The sequence below is a fragment of the Rhodococcus sp. W8901 genome (assembly GCF_013348805.1).
Lineage (GTDB): Bacteria > Actinomycetota > Actinomycetes > Mycobacteriales > Mycobacteriaceae > Prescottella.
The window spans coordinates 2021641-2040294 of sequence record NZ_CP054690.1; the positions used below are offsets into that span (position 1 = coordinate 2021641).

Sequence of the window (18654 nt, forward strand, 5' to 3'; positions counted from 1 at the left end):
CGCGCTGAGATCAGAGATCCGCAGTGCGCTGCGATCGGACCTTCTGGGGCCACAGGACGGGCCTTACGAAGTGCTCGCGAACGACGCGCCCATCACGGCGTACCTGGTGGGCGTGCTCTTCCCGCACGTCGGGGAGGCGCCGCCCACCGTCGACGAAGCAGAGGACGGCGGTGACGACGGACCGGATGTCGTTCGCGGTGACGATGGTGAGCAGGGTCAGAGCGATCTGGGCGTGGCGCTGACGAACCTGCGTAAGCCCTCGTCGATGGGACTCACATTCGGAGTGGCGTTGGAGATCGCGAGCACGGTCCACGTCACAGTGCAGGCTGCCCGGTACACGCCCGAGGACGAGGACGGACTGCCCGTCGAGCCGACTCGAAGCGAAGCAAGAAGCACCGGTCAGCAGAGGGAACGTTGGCGGAGGGTGCCGTTGGAGTGCGACTCAGTTCCGATCGAGCTCACGGTTTCGGGGATGCAGGCGCCCGTTGTGCTGTCTCCCGGACTGGAGTTACGCACGCTGGTCCGCACGCCTGACAGCGACGGTATTGTCACGGTCACCGTCACCATCGTGAACACCTTCCGCACTGGTGAGTTCGACCTCCAGGACGCGTCCTGCTTCTTCCAACCGGAGATCCTCGTCTCGGGGCCAGACGGGACCAGCCCCTTCGTCGAGCGTGTTGCCGGCGCTAATGCAGTCGACGACGAACAGGCTCTGAGCCGACTACTCCATCGACACGCGCCGTCGTTCGCGGTCGGGCACGGATGCTCGGTGGCGTGGGACTGGCAGCCTCCCGCTGTCCGGACACCGTTGTCCGACCGTGCGGCCGTGTCCTGTATTCGCACCGACTTCATGCCCACCCACGAGGTCCTGCTGACCGATTCGAACCCCGAGATCGAAGACAGGGCACTCGGAATGTCGGGACTCGGCAGCGGCAACCGTGACGAGGTGGTCGCCGCACTCACGCAGCTGCTCGACGGCTACGACGCGTGGATCGCCGAGCGCAAGGCGGATGCCGCAGAACTCGTGGGCGGCGACTATGAGACGGTGGCGAGGGAGCAGATCCGGCTCTGTCGCGAATCGCTAGCTCGCATGCGCCGCGGCGTGGCGCTGCTCGCCGACACTGATCGACCCGAGATCTTCGAGGCGTTCCAGCTGGCAAACGAGGCCATGGCCCGGCAGCGCGGGCGGAGTGCGTGGATCAAGGACGGGCGCACCGGAGATGTCGACACGACGAGCGGACGCTGGCGCCCGTTCCAGATCGCGTTCGTGCTGCTGTGCCTCGAGGGAATCGTCGACCCCGAACACGAGGACCGCCAGGTCGCGGACCTGCTGTGGTTCCCCACCGGCGGTGGCAAGACCGAGGCTTACCTGGGGTTGATCGCGTTCACGGTGTTTCTCCGGCGACTCCGGGGAGGCGAAGAGGGCGCCGGTGTCACGGTGCTGATGCGCTACACGCTCCGACTGCTGACACTGCAGCAGTTCGAGCGTGCAACGGTGCTGATCTGTGCGATGGAGCGACTCCGTGAGGAACGGAACGATCTGGGTAGTGAACGCATTTCGATCGGCATGTGGGTAGGCAAGTCTGCGACGCCCAACGCCCTTTCCAACGCCGAGGTCAAGCTCGACGAACTGCGGAACGACCCGAACAAGTTGCTGCAGCGAGAGAATCCCGTTCAGCTGAAGAGCTGCCCGTGGTGCGGTGACCGGTTGGACGCAACGAACTACGCCGTGCGCATGGACCTGTGTCGCATGCTCGTGCACTGCCCGAACACGGACTGCGACTTCCACTCCGGCGACGGTATCCCGGCGCACCTCGTTGATGATGCGGTTTACGACGCCCATCCAACGCTCGTCATCGCGACCGTCGATAAGTTTGCCTCGATGCCTTGGCGCCCGGCGACCGGAGCGCTGTTCAATCGTGACCTGGCTGGCGTCTCCCCGCCGGAGTTGGTCGTCCAGGACGAGCTGCACCTCATCTCGGGTCCGCTCGGCACCCTCACCGGCCTGTACGAGACCGCGATCGACGTTCTCGCCAAGCAGCCCAAGGTGATTGCGTCCACTGCGACGATCCGCCGTGCGTCCGACCAGGTCGGCGCCCTCTTCGACCGCAAGGTCGCCCAATTCCCTCCGGCGGGCCTCGACTCGCGCGACTCGTGGTTCGCGGTCGAGACGCCACGGGAGGAGAAGGCATCGCGGCGGTATGTCGGACTGTTCACCCCCAGCGGGAGTCAGGCGACGCTGCTCGTTCGTACCTACGCGGCGCTGCTCAACGCCGCCCAGGTCGCCAGCACTGAGGCGGATCCTGCAGTGTTGGACGCGTACTGGACGTTGGTCGGCTACTTCAATAGCCTCAGGCTGCTGTCCGCGGCTGAGTTGCAGGTCCTCGACGACGTGCAGGGTCGACTCGAGTTGCTCGGGAAGTCCAATGTGAGCGGCGTCCGCTCTGCGACCGCGCTGATCGAACTCAGCAGTCGCGCCGGCTCCAGCGAGATCCCGAGCCGCCTCAAGCAGCTCGATGTCAAGCTGCCGGACCGGGACGTCCTCGACGTACTCCTGGCGACGAACATGATCTCGGTAGGTGTCGACATCGATCGTCTGGGACTGATGGCGGTCATGGGGCAGCCACAAACGACGGCCGAGTACATCCAGGCAACCAGTCGCGTCGGCCGCCGCCACCCGGGGCTCGTAGCCGTCATGTTCAACTCGGCGCGCTCCCGGGATCGCTCGCATTACGAGAAGTTCCCCAGCTTCCACTCCGCCCTATACCGAGAAGTCGAGTCGACAAGCGTCACTCCCTTCTCTGCGCGGGCACGCGACCGCGGCCTGCACGCGGTGATCGTGGCATTGACCCGACTGATGATTCCCGACGCTTCGGACAACGATGCTGCGGGACGGATCGTCGACTTCGTCGAAAGGATCGAGTCCGAGGTTGTGCCAATCATCCTTGAACGGGTGCGACAGATCGACAAGCGAGAGGTGGAAGCGACTGGGGAACACTGTGCGGAGTTCCTCGAGTGGTGGCTCAATGAGGCGCGCGACCACGAGGATCTCTGCTACGAGACGAAACGTGGATCCAATAGAAAGGCGTTGATGGCCACGTTCGACGACGAGTCCGACGAGGCGACCGGCTGGGGAACCTTATGGAGTCTGCGCGACGTCGACGCGGAGTCGACCCTGTTCTTGGAACACAACCGGTCAGGAGCCATGCGATGACACCACCCAACAATCCGCGTCGACGTCGTGGTGCTGGCACGCCCGCACAACCGGTCGCGCGCAAGCCCGGTGCGGTGCGGCGATCCCAACTCGTCACCACCTACGGGGTCGGCTCCATGATTGCGATTGACAACGAGTCGTTCATTGTTGCGGGCCTTGACTCCTGGGACGTGAGCGAGGCCCCGGTGGTGTACGAGCGCAGGCTTGCACAGATCCTGGGGGTCAAGTCGTTTCGGCTTCCCCCGGCCCCCGACCCGGACCTCGCGACGGGTGGGGTGGTGGTGCACCGCTTCCCCGAATTCTATTCGTGCCCGGAATGCAAGGCACTGCAGCCCTTCTTCAAATTCAATTCGGAGAAGGGAAAGGCACAGTGCGACGAGTGCTGCGAGGCCCTCGTCCCGTCCCGTTTCGTCATTGCCTGTAACCATGGGCACATCGAGGACTTCCCATTCTGGAAGTGGGTTCACCGCGGCGCTGACAGGGAAGGTGGGAAGTGCGGCGGGAGCTTGTCGCTTCACACGGACGGCAGCACGGCGTCGCTGCGGTCGGTGGTCGTGCGGTGTGACTGTGGGGTTCCCGAGGCGTCGATGGAGGGTGCATTCCGCTCGAAAGCGCTTAAGGATCTTGGTATCGGGTGTAGTGGCCGGCGCCCCTGGCTCAAAGGTGTGGCACCCGAGTCCTGCGACCAGCCGCCCCGCGCCATGCAGCGAGGCTCTTCGTCTGCGTGGCACCCGCTCATGAACAGTGCCCTGTCGATTCCGCCATGGGGGGAAGGGTTGTACGCGCTCGTCGAACAGCACAAGTTGGGCGGCAAGCCCGAGGGCTACGTCCGCATGTATTTCGAGGACCGCGCTGGGCTGTTGGCGAAGCTGAACGCGTCCGTCGAGGACGTAATCAATGTCGTGAAGGCATTCGAGGAATCCGACTCGGCACCGGAGGACGGTGAAGTACCGGTCGTCAAGGCTGGTTCCAAGCTCCGCCGGGACGAGTACGAGGCGTTGGTCCGGGGACGCCCCGAGGTACACGTCGCCGAGTGGCAGCCGTTCGTGTGCGAAACCCCGGACGGTGATCTGACACCGATCCTGCAGCTGGGGCTACGGGACAGCATGCTCGTCAAGCGGCTTCGCGAGGTGCGGGTGCTGTCGTCGTTCGTTCGGGGCGAGGCACCGACTGAGGCCGACGCTGAGCAGCGGCAGGCCCAGATCAGCTCCAAGGATGATCCTGAGTGGTTGCCGGCGATGGAGGTCAGCGGTGAAGGGGTGTTCCTCCGGCTCGACGCTGACCGGCTCGCGGAGTGGGAGTCCGATAAGTACGTGATCGACCGCAGTGAAGACATTCGGGCGAATCACAATGCGCTGCTTCGTGAACGTGGTGCCGCACAAGAGGCCAAGGACGGCAAGACTGTGGAGTCCCACGTGACCCCCCGACTGCTCCTGCTGCACACTCTCGCCCACGCGCTGATCAACGAATGGAGTCTCGACGCCGGGTATCCCGCATCGGCGCTGCGGGAGCGGCTCTATGCCGACGGTGATATGGCGGGCGTGCTGATCTACACGGCCACCAGCGACTCCGCCGGTAGCCTCGGGGGAATCGTGGCGCAGGGCGAGCCCGATAAGCTCGCGCGCACCCTGCGGGCCGCGTTGGCGCGAGCCGAATGGTGCTCCAACGACCCGCTGTGCATGGAGGCGGAGGCCAGCGGTGCAGGCAGCGTGAACAAGGCGGCGTGTCACGCATGCGTGCTGCTTCCGGAAACGAGCTGCGAACACCTCAATGGCTTCTTGGACCGGGCAATGTTGGTCGGAGATCAGACGGGGAAGGTCCCGGGCTACTTCACGTCAGCGCGGTAGAGAGGGCGGCCGGTGTATCGCACGGCGTGACGAGAGGGGCGAGGAATCAGGGATGGGCTGTCCGGGAGTCAGCAGGATTGCAGGACTGGGGATCACGGCGACGGGGGTATGCGTCATTGTGCGGTGAGCACATCGCACGCGACCGGCTGCGGCCGCTCCTCGAGAGGAAGGGAGCCTCCTTTCATCCCGACTTCTGCTCGCGCACAGAAATTCTGGTTGTCGGCTACTACCGCGACGGCCAGCTTCGCGATGACCGTATCGGAGGGGTCGACGCGCTGGCGCAACTGGCCAAACTTCGAGCCCGACGTGGTCGGCATGTGCACTTGGTGTGGGCGGAGGATCTCGATGCGCTGCTGGCGGGCAGCCGAGTTCCCTGCAGGCAAGTGCCACGTTGGTGACGCTGATTGAGAGTTTCGAGGATCTCGGAGGCTCGCGTTTGTTCGAGACCGGCGCTCGCATGTCAGCCATCGGCTATAACCAGGAGCTGTCTCAGGTGGGAGCGGTTGCAGGAGAGGTTGGACATGGATGAATCAGCGGGCTCATTGACGAGTGCTGTCGCGAGTGCGATCGCTAGCGGTGAGCGCGTGCTCGATGATCTGGACGTTCGGATCGATGCGCTCGTCGACAGCTTCGACCAGGTGCTGGAACCGATCCTCGTGGCAGGGTCTGGCTTGGCAGATGCGGTTGCGCGTATCACTGGGGGATTCGGTGAAGAGCTGCGGGGACATCTTCATCGGCAACGCGAGACACTGTCGACCTTCAACATCGCATTCTTTGGCAGGACAGGGGCCGGGAAGAGCACCCTTCTCTCCGCGTTCGGTGAGTTGGACGGGTCGTACGTGTCGCCCGGTGACAGCGACTGGACAACCGACGTCTCCAAGGTCGACTGGCGAGGGTGCTCGTTGTGGGACACCCCAGGAATCAACGGGTGGGGCCGCACCCAGCCGCGGGCGGAGCTCGAGGCTACCGCCCGCCGCGCTGTCGAGGTGGCAGACGTCGTCCTGCTCTGCTTCGACACCCAGAGTCAGCAGCCTTCGGAGTTTGCCAAAGTCGCGGCATGGATCCGGGAGTTCGGGAAGCCCGCGGTCGCGGTCCTCAACGTCCGCAACCTGCGTTGGCGCCATCCCGCCAAGGTCCCCGCCGACACGGTTCGGGAATCGCTGTCGAAGGCCGTGCGTGATCACGTAGGTAACGTCCGAACCGAGCTGGCGATGATTGGACTTGGTGCGACTCCCATCGTCGCGGTGCAGAGCCGACGGGCACTGTTCGCGCGTGCGTCGACACCGTTCCAGGGCCCGGCTACGTCCAGCTTTGCTACCGACCGTGAGAAGTACGGGATCGATTATCTTCTCCGGTGGTCGAATTTTCCCGTTCTCGAGGACCTCATGGCCGCGTCCATCGAGGAAGGGGGAGAAGAGCTTCGGCGAATGGCGCTGTACGAGGGTCTCCGGGGCATGTTCGAGGGCAAGGCAGCAGAACTCGCCACGTTGACAGACGTCGTGGCGCAGAGGAGTGAATACGTAGAGACCGAAGTTATCAAGCTGCTCGAGACCCTCGGCTACCCGGAAGGCGAATCTCGGGTCCGCTGGTTGGGCCGGACCGGTTCCGACGCGCTCACCCAGTTGGAGGAGTCACGAGGCCGGCGGTTCACTGCGAGCGCAGACGGTCGACTCGACCGCCACCTTCGCGACCTGATCAAGGCGCACCTTGCACATCCGCGGCAAGCCGCGCTCGGCCGCGCCGACGCTCTCGTCGATACCGTCTTCGTCGAGGACAAGCACATCGACGACACGGCATTCGCCGACGCAGTGTACGTCGAGGCAGAAGTTCGCGATGCGGCCATCGAGGTGTGGAAGTCTGCAGCGGGTTTTCTCGAGCGCGAGCTACGATTGGCCACAGGTGAAGTCGTGCCGGCTGTGGCGCTATCGAAGGAAGCGACGTCGTTCGGCGGTGGCGCCGGGCGTGTCAAGAAGCAGATTGCGCGGGGAGTACAGGCTGCGGGGTTGGCTGCCGGAGCGGCTGCTGGTGTGGTGGTGCTCCCGGCCGTTGCCAATGCGTGGAACCCGGCCGGCTGGGTGGGCGGTGTTGCCGCCATCGGTCTGGGCGCGTTGGCGCAGGTGGGTCAGATGGCGGGCTCCCGTGCCGCATCCAGCGGGGAATCTGACCGAGTTCGCGCGCGGGCGGAGGCGATTCGTGCGGCGAGAACGGCAACGCATCAGACGTTCGACGAGATCGAGCGGAACCTCTTGGCACAGTGTCGTGAGTTGGCCTGGGAGGCGGGTGCACCGGTTCTCCGAGACCGAGTAAAAGACGTCCTCGCGCTGCACAGGCAGCGGTGCGGGTTAGGTGGCCTTGCCGACCGACTCGCGGAAGAATCCCGCAAGCTTCCTCGGGTAACAGGCGCCGCGGAAGTACTCGTTCGTGCCCAGTCCGAAGTCCTCGCTCGCCGGTCGGATGAGCCAACGCCGGATGTCGATCCCGGCTCGTCGCGTGCACGTCAGGTGTGGCTCGGCGAGGACTGGATTGGTGAGTCCGCATACCATAGTCACGACCAGGCCCATGGCGAGTCCGACCTGGCACTGGCCGCTGCAGAGGATGCGGATCGCGGGGAACTGCGCAGCGCCGTTCTCCGGGCATGGAACCCGGACTCGCTGGATTCGGTCACGTCCATGGTCCACCGAATCGGGCAGTTCCTTGACAACAACGCGCTGACAATTCAGTGCTCGCACCGCGATGTCTTGGTGGACGACTCGAAGCCGTCGATCGCCATTATGGGTGACTACAGCTCAGGCAAGTCGAGCCTGGTGAAGAGGCTGCTGATCGAGCTGAATGATGAAGTACCCGAGGACATCCTGATACGTGGGGATGCGGCAACCGGCGCAACAAGGGCTTACGACCTCGGAAGTGTTCGGGTAATCGACACCCCGGGGTTTCAGAGTTCAAACACCGAGCATGCCAGACGTGCACTCGATGTGGTTGCGGGTGCAGCGCTGGTGGTTGTCGTCTTGCACGTCAACCTCCTGATCGGGGATGTCTCCCTACTCGACTCGATCGTGAATGGATCGAGTGAGAATGCAGCGAAGGCTGAACGGACGATTTACCTCATCAACCGTGCGGATGAACTCGGTGTGGCACCGGATGAGGCGTCGAGCGACTTCCTCCTGTTGAAGACTCGGAAGGAGGAGGAGTTGATAGCGGCGCTGGCATCCCGTGGCATCTTCGTCGCGCCCGAGCAGGTGCACACGCTGGCCGGAGACCCGTACGGCCACGTCGCGACCGAGACAGACGTCGTACGTAGCAGTTTCGATCATCACCGTGATTGGGACGGCGTGCGGCCACTGATCCAGATGTTCGAGTCGCTGTCGTCTGGTCAGGTGCGCGCGGGTGTCGCAGCGGGGCAGCTCGACAGGGCCTGGGGGGAGCTGCTCCAGGCCAAGGCGACTGCCTCAGAGGTGGTGAACGACGCATTAGCGCATGCGGTGGAGCATGCGAACGTGCTTCAAGCGATCGGCAACGGTGTGGCCGATTCCTCCACCCTCGACGCAACCATCAGGGCGCGGGTGTGGAGCGCGGTCGAGCCGTACATGGCCCGGGCTCACGCCGATTCACACGCAGTAGACGCCGGCAAGATGGGCGACCTCGAGTCGACTGCGAACTCCTGGTGGTTGGACGACACCCTCGCAGCTGACCTCGACAGGGTCTTGGTCGACTCCCAGCGCGATATCGAGGACTGGTACCGAATCCACGCCTCGACCATCGGTCGTGAACTCGCAGGCCTGGGCTTCTCGCGGTCAGCGTACACCCAGGAAGAACGCGTGAAGGTCGCGAACGCGGCGGACGTCAAAGGCATGAAGGTCGTCGGCCATGCGGCCGGCGGCGGCGCGAAGCTGGTGAAGATGGTTGCGAAGCGCGACGTGGTGTACCAGGTCGGGAAGGCTGTGGGAGTGAAGTTCAAGCCGTGGGGTGCCGTCAACGCTGCGGGCAAGATCGGTAAGGCTGCACCGGTCCTGGCCGCGGTCAACGTTGCCGCCGACGGATACGCGATGGTCCGTGGAGAGATGGCAGCGAACGACCGCGAGCGTCAACGCGATGCAGCGGCAGCGTTCATCAAACGCACCTCTGAGGATGTCGTAAACCACGTACTCGAGGGTGAAACCGCGAACGGTCCGGCAGCAGTGTTGCGTGACCTCGTCGCCGAGCTGTCACAACGCCGCCAGGAGGTCGAGCGCGAAGTGGAGGCGTTCCAAGCCGTCGCGCGGACACACCGCGACCTGATCGCCGACATCGACATCCTCCTCGCCGACGCCGAGGAACTGCGTAGAGAGAAATGGGGAATCAACACATGACTTCACTCGCACAACGCGCCGTCGAGTGGATCGAGCACCTTCCCCGCGGAGTGTCCTTCGACGAGTACACCAAAGTATGGGCCGAATTCAGCTCGATCCAGGTTCCCGTTGTCACCGTTCTCGGTTCGTATGACACGGGAAAAAGCTCGTTGATCCGGCGACTTCTCGTCGATCAAAGTGTTGCGGTACCGGATTGGCTGACCATCAGTGCCCGACACGAAACATTCGACATCAACGAAGTTGAATGGGCGGGATGCATGCTGCGCGACACCCCCGGACTGGCAGTAGGAGCCGCCGATGTTCGTGGTGAATCCAACACGGCCCTCGCATTGGACGCCCTCGGTACGACGGACGTCGCACTAGTTGTGATCACTCCGCAGCTCGCGACCGGCGAAAGAGACACGCTGCTGGATGTGATCAGTGGCGGGTGGACTTCCGACAATCTGTGCTTCGCGATCTCCAGGTTCGACGAGGCCGGCGCCGACCCGGACGACGACCTCGGCGAGTATCGGCGGCTCGCGGCTCGGAAGGTGCGCGAGCTTCGTGAATCTCTCCATCTCGCACCGGAGTTCCCGGTCCACGTAGTGTCCCCAGACTTCGCGCAGTACGCGGGATCGTCCCGTGATGTCGTACCCGAGATCTGGGATGAGACACGTGAGTGGGATGGTATGGACGCACTCGCGCGGTCCCTGGCCCAGATCGCGGCCGGAGACCTTGCGGCTCTCCGGGCCGCCACCGAGGACCGCTACTGGCGGCGAGCCGTGCGTGCATTGCTCGAGACGCTGAAGACTGACATCGACGAAACGGAGCCGCTGATCGCGGTTGCCGATGCGGCGTCATTGCGGCACAAACAGTCCCTGGACAACCTCGATAGCATCGACCGTGCTGCCCGCGCGGAGTTGAAAGGAACTGTCACTGGGGCGATCAGGCAATCGCTGGCGCTCGGATCGCGTGACGTGAATCAGGTACGCGCGCGCCTACTCGATGCCATCAGCAACTGGTTCGAGAAGCACCAAACGAAGTGTGAGCGGTTGCTGCAGGACGGTGCGAAGGACGCCGATCGCCGATCGGCCCAGCCCTCATGGGATCGACTCGAGGAGATTGCCGCGATGGTTCGGCCAGGCATTGAGCGTCGTATTGACGCTGGCCCAACGCCCCTCGCGCCGCATGTGTCAAAGGTTGGGGAGATCTTGCTCGGCGCATTGCGCGCACTCGAAAAGCTTCCCTCCACTGCCAAGGCGGCTGCTGCGAAGGCAGGCCCCAAGGTTGCCCAGACGGACGACTCCAAGCTGGCGATCGCCGTCAATCTCGGACCGGTAGTGGTGAACCTGGCCGTGCAAGTCGTTGGACTCGTCGACGAGTTCCGTGTTGACAAGGCGGTCAAACTCGCAGAGCAGGTTGCGGCCGACGAACTCGCAGAACGTCTTAGCGCAGAGGCATGTGCCCTCGCGCTCGAAGGATGGGACGGGGTCGTTATGGACACCCGTGTGAAGATCGCTGAGTTGGACGGAGCGGAAGAGGCCGATCTGGCAGAGGGACTTCACTCCGCGCTCGCTCAGCTGAGGTCTGCAGTCGAGTCGGGGCGCAGCCTGCTCTCCTCGTAGTCGACCGGGCGGGCCGCGGACGCAATGAGATGCTGCCGCGGCCTGAGCGAGTCATACCGAGTAGTCGAATTGCTTCAGGCGCCGACGCGCGGCGTCCAGCTCATCGTCGTCGAACAGCGTCTCGAACCGCGGATCGAGGAGAAGCGCCTCGACGGTGAGGTCGAGTCGTCCGCGCTCCCACAGCGAGGCAAACCCGTCGGATACAGTCGGCGACGCGAGCAGCTTCTTCGCGGTCGCGACCGCTCCGATTTCGGCGAGCATCGACCGGAAGAACGTCGCGTTGTACCCGGCCTCGCGCCGGGCACGCTCGTAGCCGGCGACCATGTGGCGCCCGAATTCGGCGACCAGTGTGTCTTCGGGGTGTTCGTTGACCGGTGTGCTCGCGGCGCCGGTGCCCGCGGCGACCTCGTTGCGGCGTGCGACGAAACCGAGCAGGGCATCGACGGAGGTGAACACCTCGTAGCCAAGTTCTTCGAGGCGCGGGAGGTCCGCATCTTCAGGGTCGAGTTCGAGGACTACGGGTTCGCCCTGGCCGACCTGGAGACCATCCGGCCAGAAGGCCTCGGCGACGGCAAGTGCACGACCAGTTACCGGGTCCGAGATTTCGGAGTCAGTCGTCGGCTCGGCAAACCCGAGGCGGCGCAGTTCGGCGATCAAGTCGCGGACTTGGGCTGCGCGGGGATCGTCTACCTCTTCAGTGACGACGGTGACGGGCTGGAGGTCGGGTTCCAGTGTCGCGCCCGCGCCGGAACGAAGACTTTCGAGGAATGATTGCGCGGCGCCGGCAAGGAGCTCACGCCGGGCAGCGAGGAACTCTCGATAGTTCTCGACCTTCCACAGCGTCGGATCCGTTGGAATCCAGTGCGATTCGAGCACCCCGGGGTGTTTCGCGGCTACCTCTGCAAGGTAGTCCTCCGGCGCGCGTTTCCCAATCTGGAGGTTGGTGATCTGGGTGAGGAAGCAGAAGTTCGCGAGTGCGTTGATCTCGCCTCGGTCGTACTGGTTGCGCAGCAGTGCCTTCGGGAAGATGTGGTGAATCTGAAGTGTCGAGAGCTTGCCGAGAAGCTCGGCTTTGAGTTCGATCCCACTGCCGAAGTCTCGGGCTCCGCTGACGCGGGTGAGCAGGTAGAGGAGCGGGTAGAACCGCGCTCCGCGGGTCGATCCTTCGAAGTCGTCGGGACGGACATTGAGGCTACCGCCGCCGCGGGTGCGTTCCAGCGTGCTGATCAATCCGTCGATACCGGCCCGGCGGACTGTCTCATAGTCCTGCTGAAGGTACGTCTCTGTCGACCCACTGAACCTGCCCCACAGTGCCGAGTGCACGTACCAGTACAGGACCTTGTCACGATGTGTGGCGTCCTGGAACTGACCACCGTGCTGGGAGAGTAGGTAGGAGACGACGGGAGTCGCGTAGCGCCCCATCAGAACTCGGTCGTGGTCGAGACCGAGCCGACCGGAGACGGCGTCGAGGAATGTTCCAATGTGCTGGACCGACGCTGTCAGCGCCTGCTCGAAGTCCGCCGCCGACACCCGTTCCAGGGAGGAGAAGAGGGCACGACCGGTCGCGACTGCGGTCGCATTGCGGAGTAGCCAGTCGAGGCTGAAGTCGTAGCCGGCCGTTCCCCAGCGCTCCAGGTGACTACGCATGTCGGTACGTGCCTCAGGCCATTCGGCACACAGCTTCGCCAACGCGAGGTCACCCTTGGACAGCTTGGTGCCGCCCGAGTTGACCTTGTTGAAGATGTCGACGACCTCGTCGACAGACTTGTTAGCGCCGGTGATCTTCTCCTGGTTGAACTCTCGCTCTTTGATCATCGCGAGCTGGTTCAGGCGTTCCATATAGCATTCGGTCTCCTCCAGCGGCAGGTCCTTGAACGCGGAGAAGAACGCGAAGGCCCCGCTTCTGGAACACCTCGGTGACGCTGACCCAGGTGGGATCGCCCGCCATCTTCGTCGGGGCATAGAACTCGAAGACCTCATCTTTGACGTTGAAGTAGAGCCCGGTGAAGGCCGACGCATCTCCCTCGAAGAACGGCGGTGGCGTGCCACGCACCACCCCGTACATCGAGGTAACCCGCTGCTGCCCGTCCAGCAGCAGTTGTTTCACTCCGGCAGCGCCGGCAGAGCCGCGCACGGAGACACCGTCGGAAGTCGTCTCCCACATCAGCAGCCCACCGACCGGGTACCCGAGGTAGAGCGATCGCATCAGGCCGCGAACCTGGTCACGATTCCACACGTAGCCGCGCTGGAACTCAGGAAGGAGCACCGTGCCCGAATCGATCTCGTCGAGCAGCGTGGACAGCTTGGGCATGGTGGACCTTCCGGGTGAACAAACTTGTAGGTAGGTATTTATCAGACGAGAGGGACAAGGAACGGGCTCGGCTCTTCGTTCCAGGTGATGAGCAAGTCTTCGCGAGCACGGGTGCAGGCGACGAACAGCACGCACCTCTCACGTTGGATGTCGCGATCGTGGGTCTGTTCGTCGTCTTCGACCGCTGTGACCGCGGCCGCGGCCGGGACCTGCCGGGCGCCGACACCTACGACCGCAACGCACCGAAATTCGAGGCCCTTCATCGCGTGCATCGTTCCGATAGCGACAGAGTCGCTCTCGCTCTTGTTCTTCGCGAGAGACCGGACCGGTACGGCGCGGTGGAACAGCTCGTCCTGCACCTTGTTGCCGAGCCACTTGGCGCGGGTGGCGACGCCGATCTCGCTCGGAGACACACCGCTGCCGATCCATGCCTGCACGGTGTCGGCGACGTATGCGATCTCCTCGCTCTGGGTGGAGAAGCCCTTCATCGTCGGGGGAGGACCGTGCACATCGGAGCGGCAGCCGGCGATGGAGTCGAGTTGGCCGTCCATGTCGTCGATGCGCTCGCCCGCGAGCAGTTGAAGACTCCAACCGAGAATTTCGGCGGTCGTGCGGTAGTTCAGGTTCAGCCGGCTGGACCGGCCGGTGACCCGAATTCCGACCTCGCGCAGGCTGACCCGGCTTTCATAGATGCGCTGATGGGTGTCGCCTGCGATGAACACGTCGTCGGGGCCCTCCGGTGCGGCCGCCCGGATGAGCCGCCACTGCTCGGGGCTGAGGTCCTGGGCCTCGTCGACGACGACATGACCGTAGGGCTTGTCGGTGCGCAGTTCGAGCAGCCGGGTGGCCTCCCGACACACCGTCTCGTGGGTCCACTGGCTGCGCTCGCGCAATGCGTTCTCGAACTCCCATAGCGCCTGCCAGACTTGCGCCTTCTGGTTGGCGCCTAGTCGGCGACCGCGGCCCGTCCGCTTGGCGGACAGGTACTCGGCGGCCGTCGCCACCCGCTGCGCCAGGGCGACGTTCCGCCATTCCGCGGAGAGGAACGGAGCGGTGAACGGTAGGTCGAGTCGGTCGATGATCGAATCCCAGAGCACCTTTTCGTCGGCGTCCGAGATCAGGTTCGGTGCACCGTGCTCTTCCCGGAACACCCGATGCGCCAACTTGTCGACATGCAGGACTTTGATGCGGCCCAGTGCCTCCGCCGAAGTGGCGAGCAACTTGACGCCGGCCGCGAGTGATTCGGTGAGAGTGGAGGTGAACGTCGTGACGAGGACGCGGGCCTCCGGCTTCTGTGCGAGTCGATACGCGCGGTGCAGCGCAACGACGGTCTTCCCGGTGCCTGGCCCTCCGGTGACGCGGGCCGGCCCTCGGAAATCGGCATCGACCACGGCTCGCTGGGTCGGGTGCAAGTAGATCCGCCACTGCGCGAACGGGTGCGCGAAGATCGCCATCAGATCGTCAGGACCGTCGACAAGCACGATGCGATCGGTACTTCGCGCGACGGCGGCATCAAGGTCGTCGGTGTCGTAAGGCTCGTCGACGATCGCGGCTCCCAAATCGGACCACACCTCGTCCGGCGTCAGGCCGGAAGCCAATCCGATCAGGACCTGTCCCTGGACCTCGGGGAGCATGCCCAGCGCGGTTTCGAGTTGGGCCTCGTCGGTGAGTGTGCGTGCAAACTTCCGGGTCTGCTCGTCGACGCCCAGGCGGATGAGGTCACTGTCATTGATGTCAGCGAACACGAGGGAAGGCGCGGTGTGGGCCTTCTCCTGCAGTGTGGGCAGGTTCTCCTCGATCCAGGCCTCGTCGCGGACCTCAACGCCGCCGGTGGCGCGGTTGACAGACATATCGCGCCGCCGCGCCCACGTGTAGGCATCGTCGTGCGGCTGGACGGTGAGCAGTGTGTATACGTCGCCGGTCTCGGGAGCGAGGACGATCCCGCGGTGGAACTGGTCGATGCGGATCGATCGGAACCGAGGATTGCGGGAGTCGCGGATCTTCTCGAGATGGATCCCGGTGTGGGTGGCCGCCTCGAACTTGACGAAGACGTCCGCAATCCGCTCCTGCAGGGGCTTCTCCAGACGGCCGTACTCTGCGAAGAATCCCCTGTCGATCCCGAGCCTCGGCACCCGGTACCCCCTCACAATCGTGGCTTGTACGCGCGAACACTACCCACCATTTGTGGCGGGTCCTTGCCCTAGTTGAGGTTCCGGGGGCGTTGCGGCAACCACCTGGACGGTGGTGTTCCCCGTCCCCATCGATCTGGTACGGCCGTTCCTGGCCGGTGATGGCGCGCCGGCACCGTCGACGAGTTCGGAGACGGTGGCGTTGCGAGGTCGCAGCGACATGGAGTCGCTCATCGCCGGCTGGACGTCGGTGCGAACCGACGCCGAGCGGGCAGATAAGTAGCGAGCGTCAGTTCGCTGGCACCACCATCTGGCTTAGAGTAAATCGGCGGTGAGCTTGTAGCTTGTCGTGTAAATGCCTGGCCGCCCGTTACCGCCTGGAGTGGTCGCTGTTTCGGGGTCAGTGGCAGCAGCGAGGTTCAGGGCGAGCAGTTGCGCCAGATGGTCCTCATCGGGGTTGAAGCCGTAGGCGCGTATGACTGCGCTATTCAGGTTCTGGTGAAGGTCGCGCAGTTTCGACTTTCCTGGCGTACGTAGGGCGTCGTATTGGTCAGCAAGAGTAATCCCCTGTGCTAGCCGCGCGGAACGGTATTCCGTTATCTCGCCCATCAGTTCAGCAATCCGCGCAACTTCGTGCTCGGATGGCATGGCAGGCCACGGGAACGAGTCCCAGACCGTCGTCGATGTGTATCGCGGCCTTGCTTCCAACCTTGAGCACCGTTCATCGAGCCACGCACGGTGAAGGCTTGACGACACCACACCGAGCGAGTAGTCGTCATCTAGCGCTATGACCGTCATCGAGTCGTCGGGCCGGACAGCTGTGTCGATGAATTGAAATACTGAATCACGCTTCTCGGTGGAGACTCGTGAAGTTGCTATGTATCGCCGCAGTGAAGTAAATGATTCGAGCATGTCTGCGCGGCGGTACGCGTGCTGCCACCACTTATTGAGAAAATTCTGTTTATGTCTATTGACCCTGGCCTTCGGATTGCGTTCTAGTATCGCAGCGTTTGCTTTCGCTTCTTTGTCGGCAGCCTCCTGGCGTTCCGGTAGTACCATGTCACGAAGCCGAGCGTATGCGGCAGGAGCGTCTGTCCTAACCTCCATCGCATCGGTGTGTGGCAGGTCAATGACTAGATAGTCGGGCTTCAAAGTGTGCAGCAGTCCATCGCCGCCGAGGACTGGATGGATGAAATTCGTCGACTTCGGATCGTGCTTAACGAGTTCGAGGGCTTCTTTCCTTGTAAGACGGAATGCCGGAACGGAGCCGGTCGTTTGCCCCTGAAAGATCAGTTTCGGCTTCTTATTTTGTGGTAGTGGTGCCGCTTCGCGCACGTCAGTCGTCGGACGTAGAGTCGGCGCGATGTGATCGACGGGCAGTCTCAACTGACCATTGTCTAGCCATAGAGTCTTAATCGCAGGCGCGTTCTGCGCCCCTTTGACCCAGTTGACGATTGAGACAGTGACCGCAGCATCACCTGACCAAGGCTTCGACGATACTGCCTCGAAGATGTGGCCGTCGTTTTCGACGATGTAGTCGAGCGATGCTCGGCGCGACTCGTTGTCACGGATGGCCTGGGTTGCGACGAAGCCCGCTCGACCACCGTCTGCCAGCGCTTTGTGCGCGAGGGGGAACCAGTAGGTCACAAAATCGCTGACACCGGGATTTGGGTACTTCGCGTCCAGACGAGCGCAGTAATCAGCTTTCAGATCCGTCACCATCTTGCGGCGCCCGTTGTACGGTGGGTTGCCGATGATCACGTCGGCCGTCGGCCACGGATCAAACAGGGCATCGCCCCACTTGATTGTTTGGTCAAGGTTATCGAGCGGGAGAGCGCTGTCGGCGCTCTCGTCCAGCTCTTCGGCAGACAGTTTCTTAGCCATCATCATCGTCACCTTGGCGACCTCGACTGCGAAGCGATTGTTGTCAAGGCCCAGGAAGTGATCAGGTGTCACATAGGTGATAGCTACCTGGGCTTTGTCTTTCGACTTACGCCGTGCGTCGATGCGTTTCAGGATGTCGGCTTCGAGTCGCCGCATCTCGCGGTAGGCAACGTATAGGAAGTTGCCCGAGCCACAAGCAGGGTCCAGGACACGGAAGTTGCCCATGTCGAACCGTATCCGCTCCAGGTCGGCCATCGAGTTTGCTGCCTCGATCCGCGCGGTCCACGGATCCACAATGCACGGATTGACGACGTGAGCGATATCTGCCTGCGACGTGAAATGTGCGCCGTAGGCATGACGTTCCCCCTGCTCCATTGAGGTCTCAAATAGTGTGCCAAAAATCTCAGGTCGCACATCTGACCAATCCGTGGTCGCAGCCATGCGCATGGCTCGCAGTTCCTCGGAAGTCATTTCAATAGGGGTAATGTTCGCGAACAGGCCACCGTTGAAGTATGGTGTGCCACGAAATAGTCCACCGGTGGTCTTACCTGGAGAGTTCATCTCCCTGAACAGAGAACCCAGCGTGTCGTAGGCTTCGCGGCCAGATTTTGCGTCCTCTACTGTGCGCGTAAAGAACTTTGCTGGCAAGAGGCCGATATCTTCAGCGAACATCGCAACCACGGACTGAAGTACGAAGTGCTGCGCGTCAAGACGTGGGATACGGCGGGCCTTCATTGACCTGAAAACCCCAGACACCATAGCTGCTGCTTCCCGTGTCACCGCGACAAGGTCGTTGCGGAAGACCGGCGCTTCAGGCTGGGGAAGGAGGAACGACAACGCCTCGTGACGCTGGGGAAGGCTGTCGATCTTCACCCGGTCTACCGGTGCTTCGATCTGGACGTCGAAGTCGTAGATCCAAAACTCATCGAAATTGCACAAGAGGACATAACGAGGGCGATTTGGGACTGCTTGCATCCAGTATTGAAACGCTTGCCTGAAGTGCATCGACAGGTCGGTGCCGGCCTTCTTCATTTCGATAATGCAGCGCGGCTTCCAAATCAGGTCTGCGAAGGATGTCCCGCGCTCGCCAACTTTGCGGAGCCGGCCTTCCAGGGTCGCCCCAGCCTCGGGTACGCCAGCGTGCCCGAAGGCCTTGAACAAGCGATCGAGAAACACTTGCGCCTCGCCTTTCTCGTCTCCCTTCAAATAGTTCTTCCGAAAGGCTACGAAATCAGCAAGATCTTGTTTGATCGTCAGGGTCGGCACACACAGACAATAGACGACCGCATCCTCGACGCGCCGGACCTTGACCAGTTGTG

At 63.1% G+C, this 18654-nt stretch carries 10 protein-coding genes; 5 read left to right on the forward strand and 5 right to left on the reverse strand.

The genetic code is table 11. The features are described 5' to 3' along the window. Window positions 1–70 precede the first annotated feature (70 nt). Together HUN07_RS09635 and drmB are read left to right on the forward strand one after the other, a co-directional pair. The gene (locus HUN07_RS09635) at window positions 71–3214 is read left to right on the forward strand and encodes a helicase-related protein (RefSeq protein WP_254622874.1); all 3144 of its coding nucleotides are present in this window, start codon (window positions 71–73) and stop codon (window positions 3212–3214) included. Continuing rightward, window positions 3211–5061: a DUF1998 domain-containing protein gene (drmB, locus tag HUN07_RS09640; RefSeq protein ID WP_174909368.1), complete on the forward strand. Its 1851-nt coding sequence runs from the start codon at window positions 3211–3213 to the stop codon at window positions 5059–5061. Before HUN07_RS09635 ends, drmB begins: the two co-directional genes overlap by 4 nt. Before the next feature lie 113 nt (window positions 5062–5174). Here the strand turns inward: drmB and HUN07_RS09645 are convergent, their stop codons facing one another. Next, window positions 5175–5378, reverse strand: coding sequence for a hypothetical protein (locus HUN07_RS09645; protein WP_174909370.1), 204 nt, complete (start codon window positions 5376–5378; stop codon window positions 5175–5177). A 267-nt stretch (window positions 5379–5645) separates the two neighbouring features. Here HUN07_RS09645 and HUN07_RS09650 point away from each other — a divergent pair, with 267 nt between their 5' ends. Both HUN07_RS09650 and HUN07_RS09655 read left to right on the forward strand, forming a co-directional pair. Next, on the forward strand, window positions 5646–9407 hold the full coding sequence (locus HUN07_RS09650; protein ID WP_174909376.1) for a GTPase: 3762 nt from the start codon (window positions 5646–5648) through the stop codon (window positions 9405–9407). Further along, complete coding sequence (locus HUN07_RS09655) at window positions 9404–11011, forward strand: GTPase (RefSeq protein WP_174909378.1); 1608 nt, start codon at window positions 9404–9406, stop codon at window positions 11009–11011. The genes HUN07_RS09650 and HUN07_RS09655 overlap by 4 nt, the downstream gene beginning before the upstream one ends. 51 nt (window positions 11012–11062) lie before the next feature. Here HUN07_RS09655 and HUN07_RS09660 read toward each other — a convergent pair whose 3' ends face one another. Genes HUN07_RS09660 through HUN07_RS09665 form a run of 3 tightly spaced genes read right to left on the reverse strand, consistent with a single transcriptional unit; the run spans window position 11063 to window position 15454 of the window. Beyond that, entirely contained in the window at window positions 11063–12850 is a 1788-nt protein-coding gene (locus HUN07_RS09660; RefSeq protein WP_254622875.1) for a hypothetical protein, read from the reverse strand. Further along, window positions 12780–13322 carry a DUF262 domain-containing protein gene (locus HUN07_RS26915; protein ID WP_254622876.1) on the reverse strand — a complete coding sequence of 181 codons (543 nt, stop codon included), beginning with the start codon at window positions 13320–13322 and terminating at the stop codon, window positions 12780–12782. The genes HUN07_RS09660 and HUN07_RS26915 overlap by 71 nt, the downstream gene beginning before the upstream one ends. Window positions 13323–13363: 41 nt before the next feature. Then, entirely contained in the window at window positions 13364–15454 is a 2091-nt protein-coding gene (locus HUN07_RS09665; RefSeq protein WP_174909380.1) for a UvrD-helicase domain-containing protein, read from the reverse strand. Window positions 15455–15563: 109 nt separating this feature from the next. On the opposite strand from HUN07_RS09665, the gene HUN07_RS09670 reads away from it, so the two are divergent. After that, window positions 15564–15734, forward strand: a complete 171-nt coding sequence (locus HUN07_RS09670) for a hypothetical protein (RefSeq protein WP_254622877.1) — start codon at window positions 15564–15566, stop codon at window positions 15732–15734. A 32-nt stretch (window positions 15735–15766) separates the two neighbouring features. On the opposite strand, the gene HUN07_RS09675 is transcribed toward HUN07_RS09670, so the two are convergent. After that, entirely contained in the window at window positions 15767–18601 is a 2835-nt protein-coding gene (locus tag HUN07_RS09675) for a DNA methyltransferase (protein ID WP_174909382.1), read from the reverse strand. Between the last annotated feature and the right edge of the window lie 53 nt (window positions 18602–18654).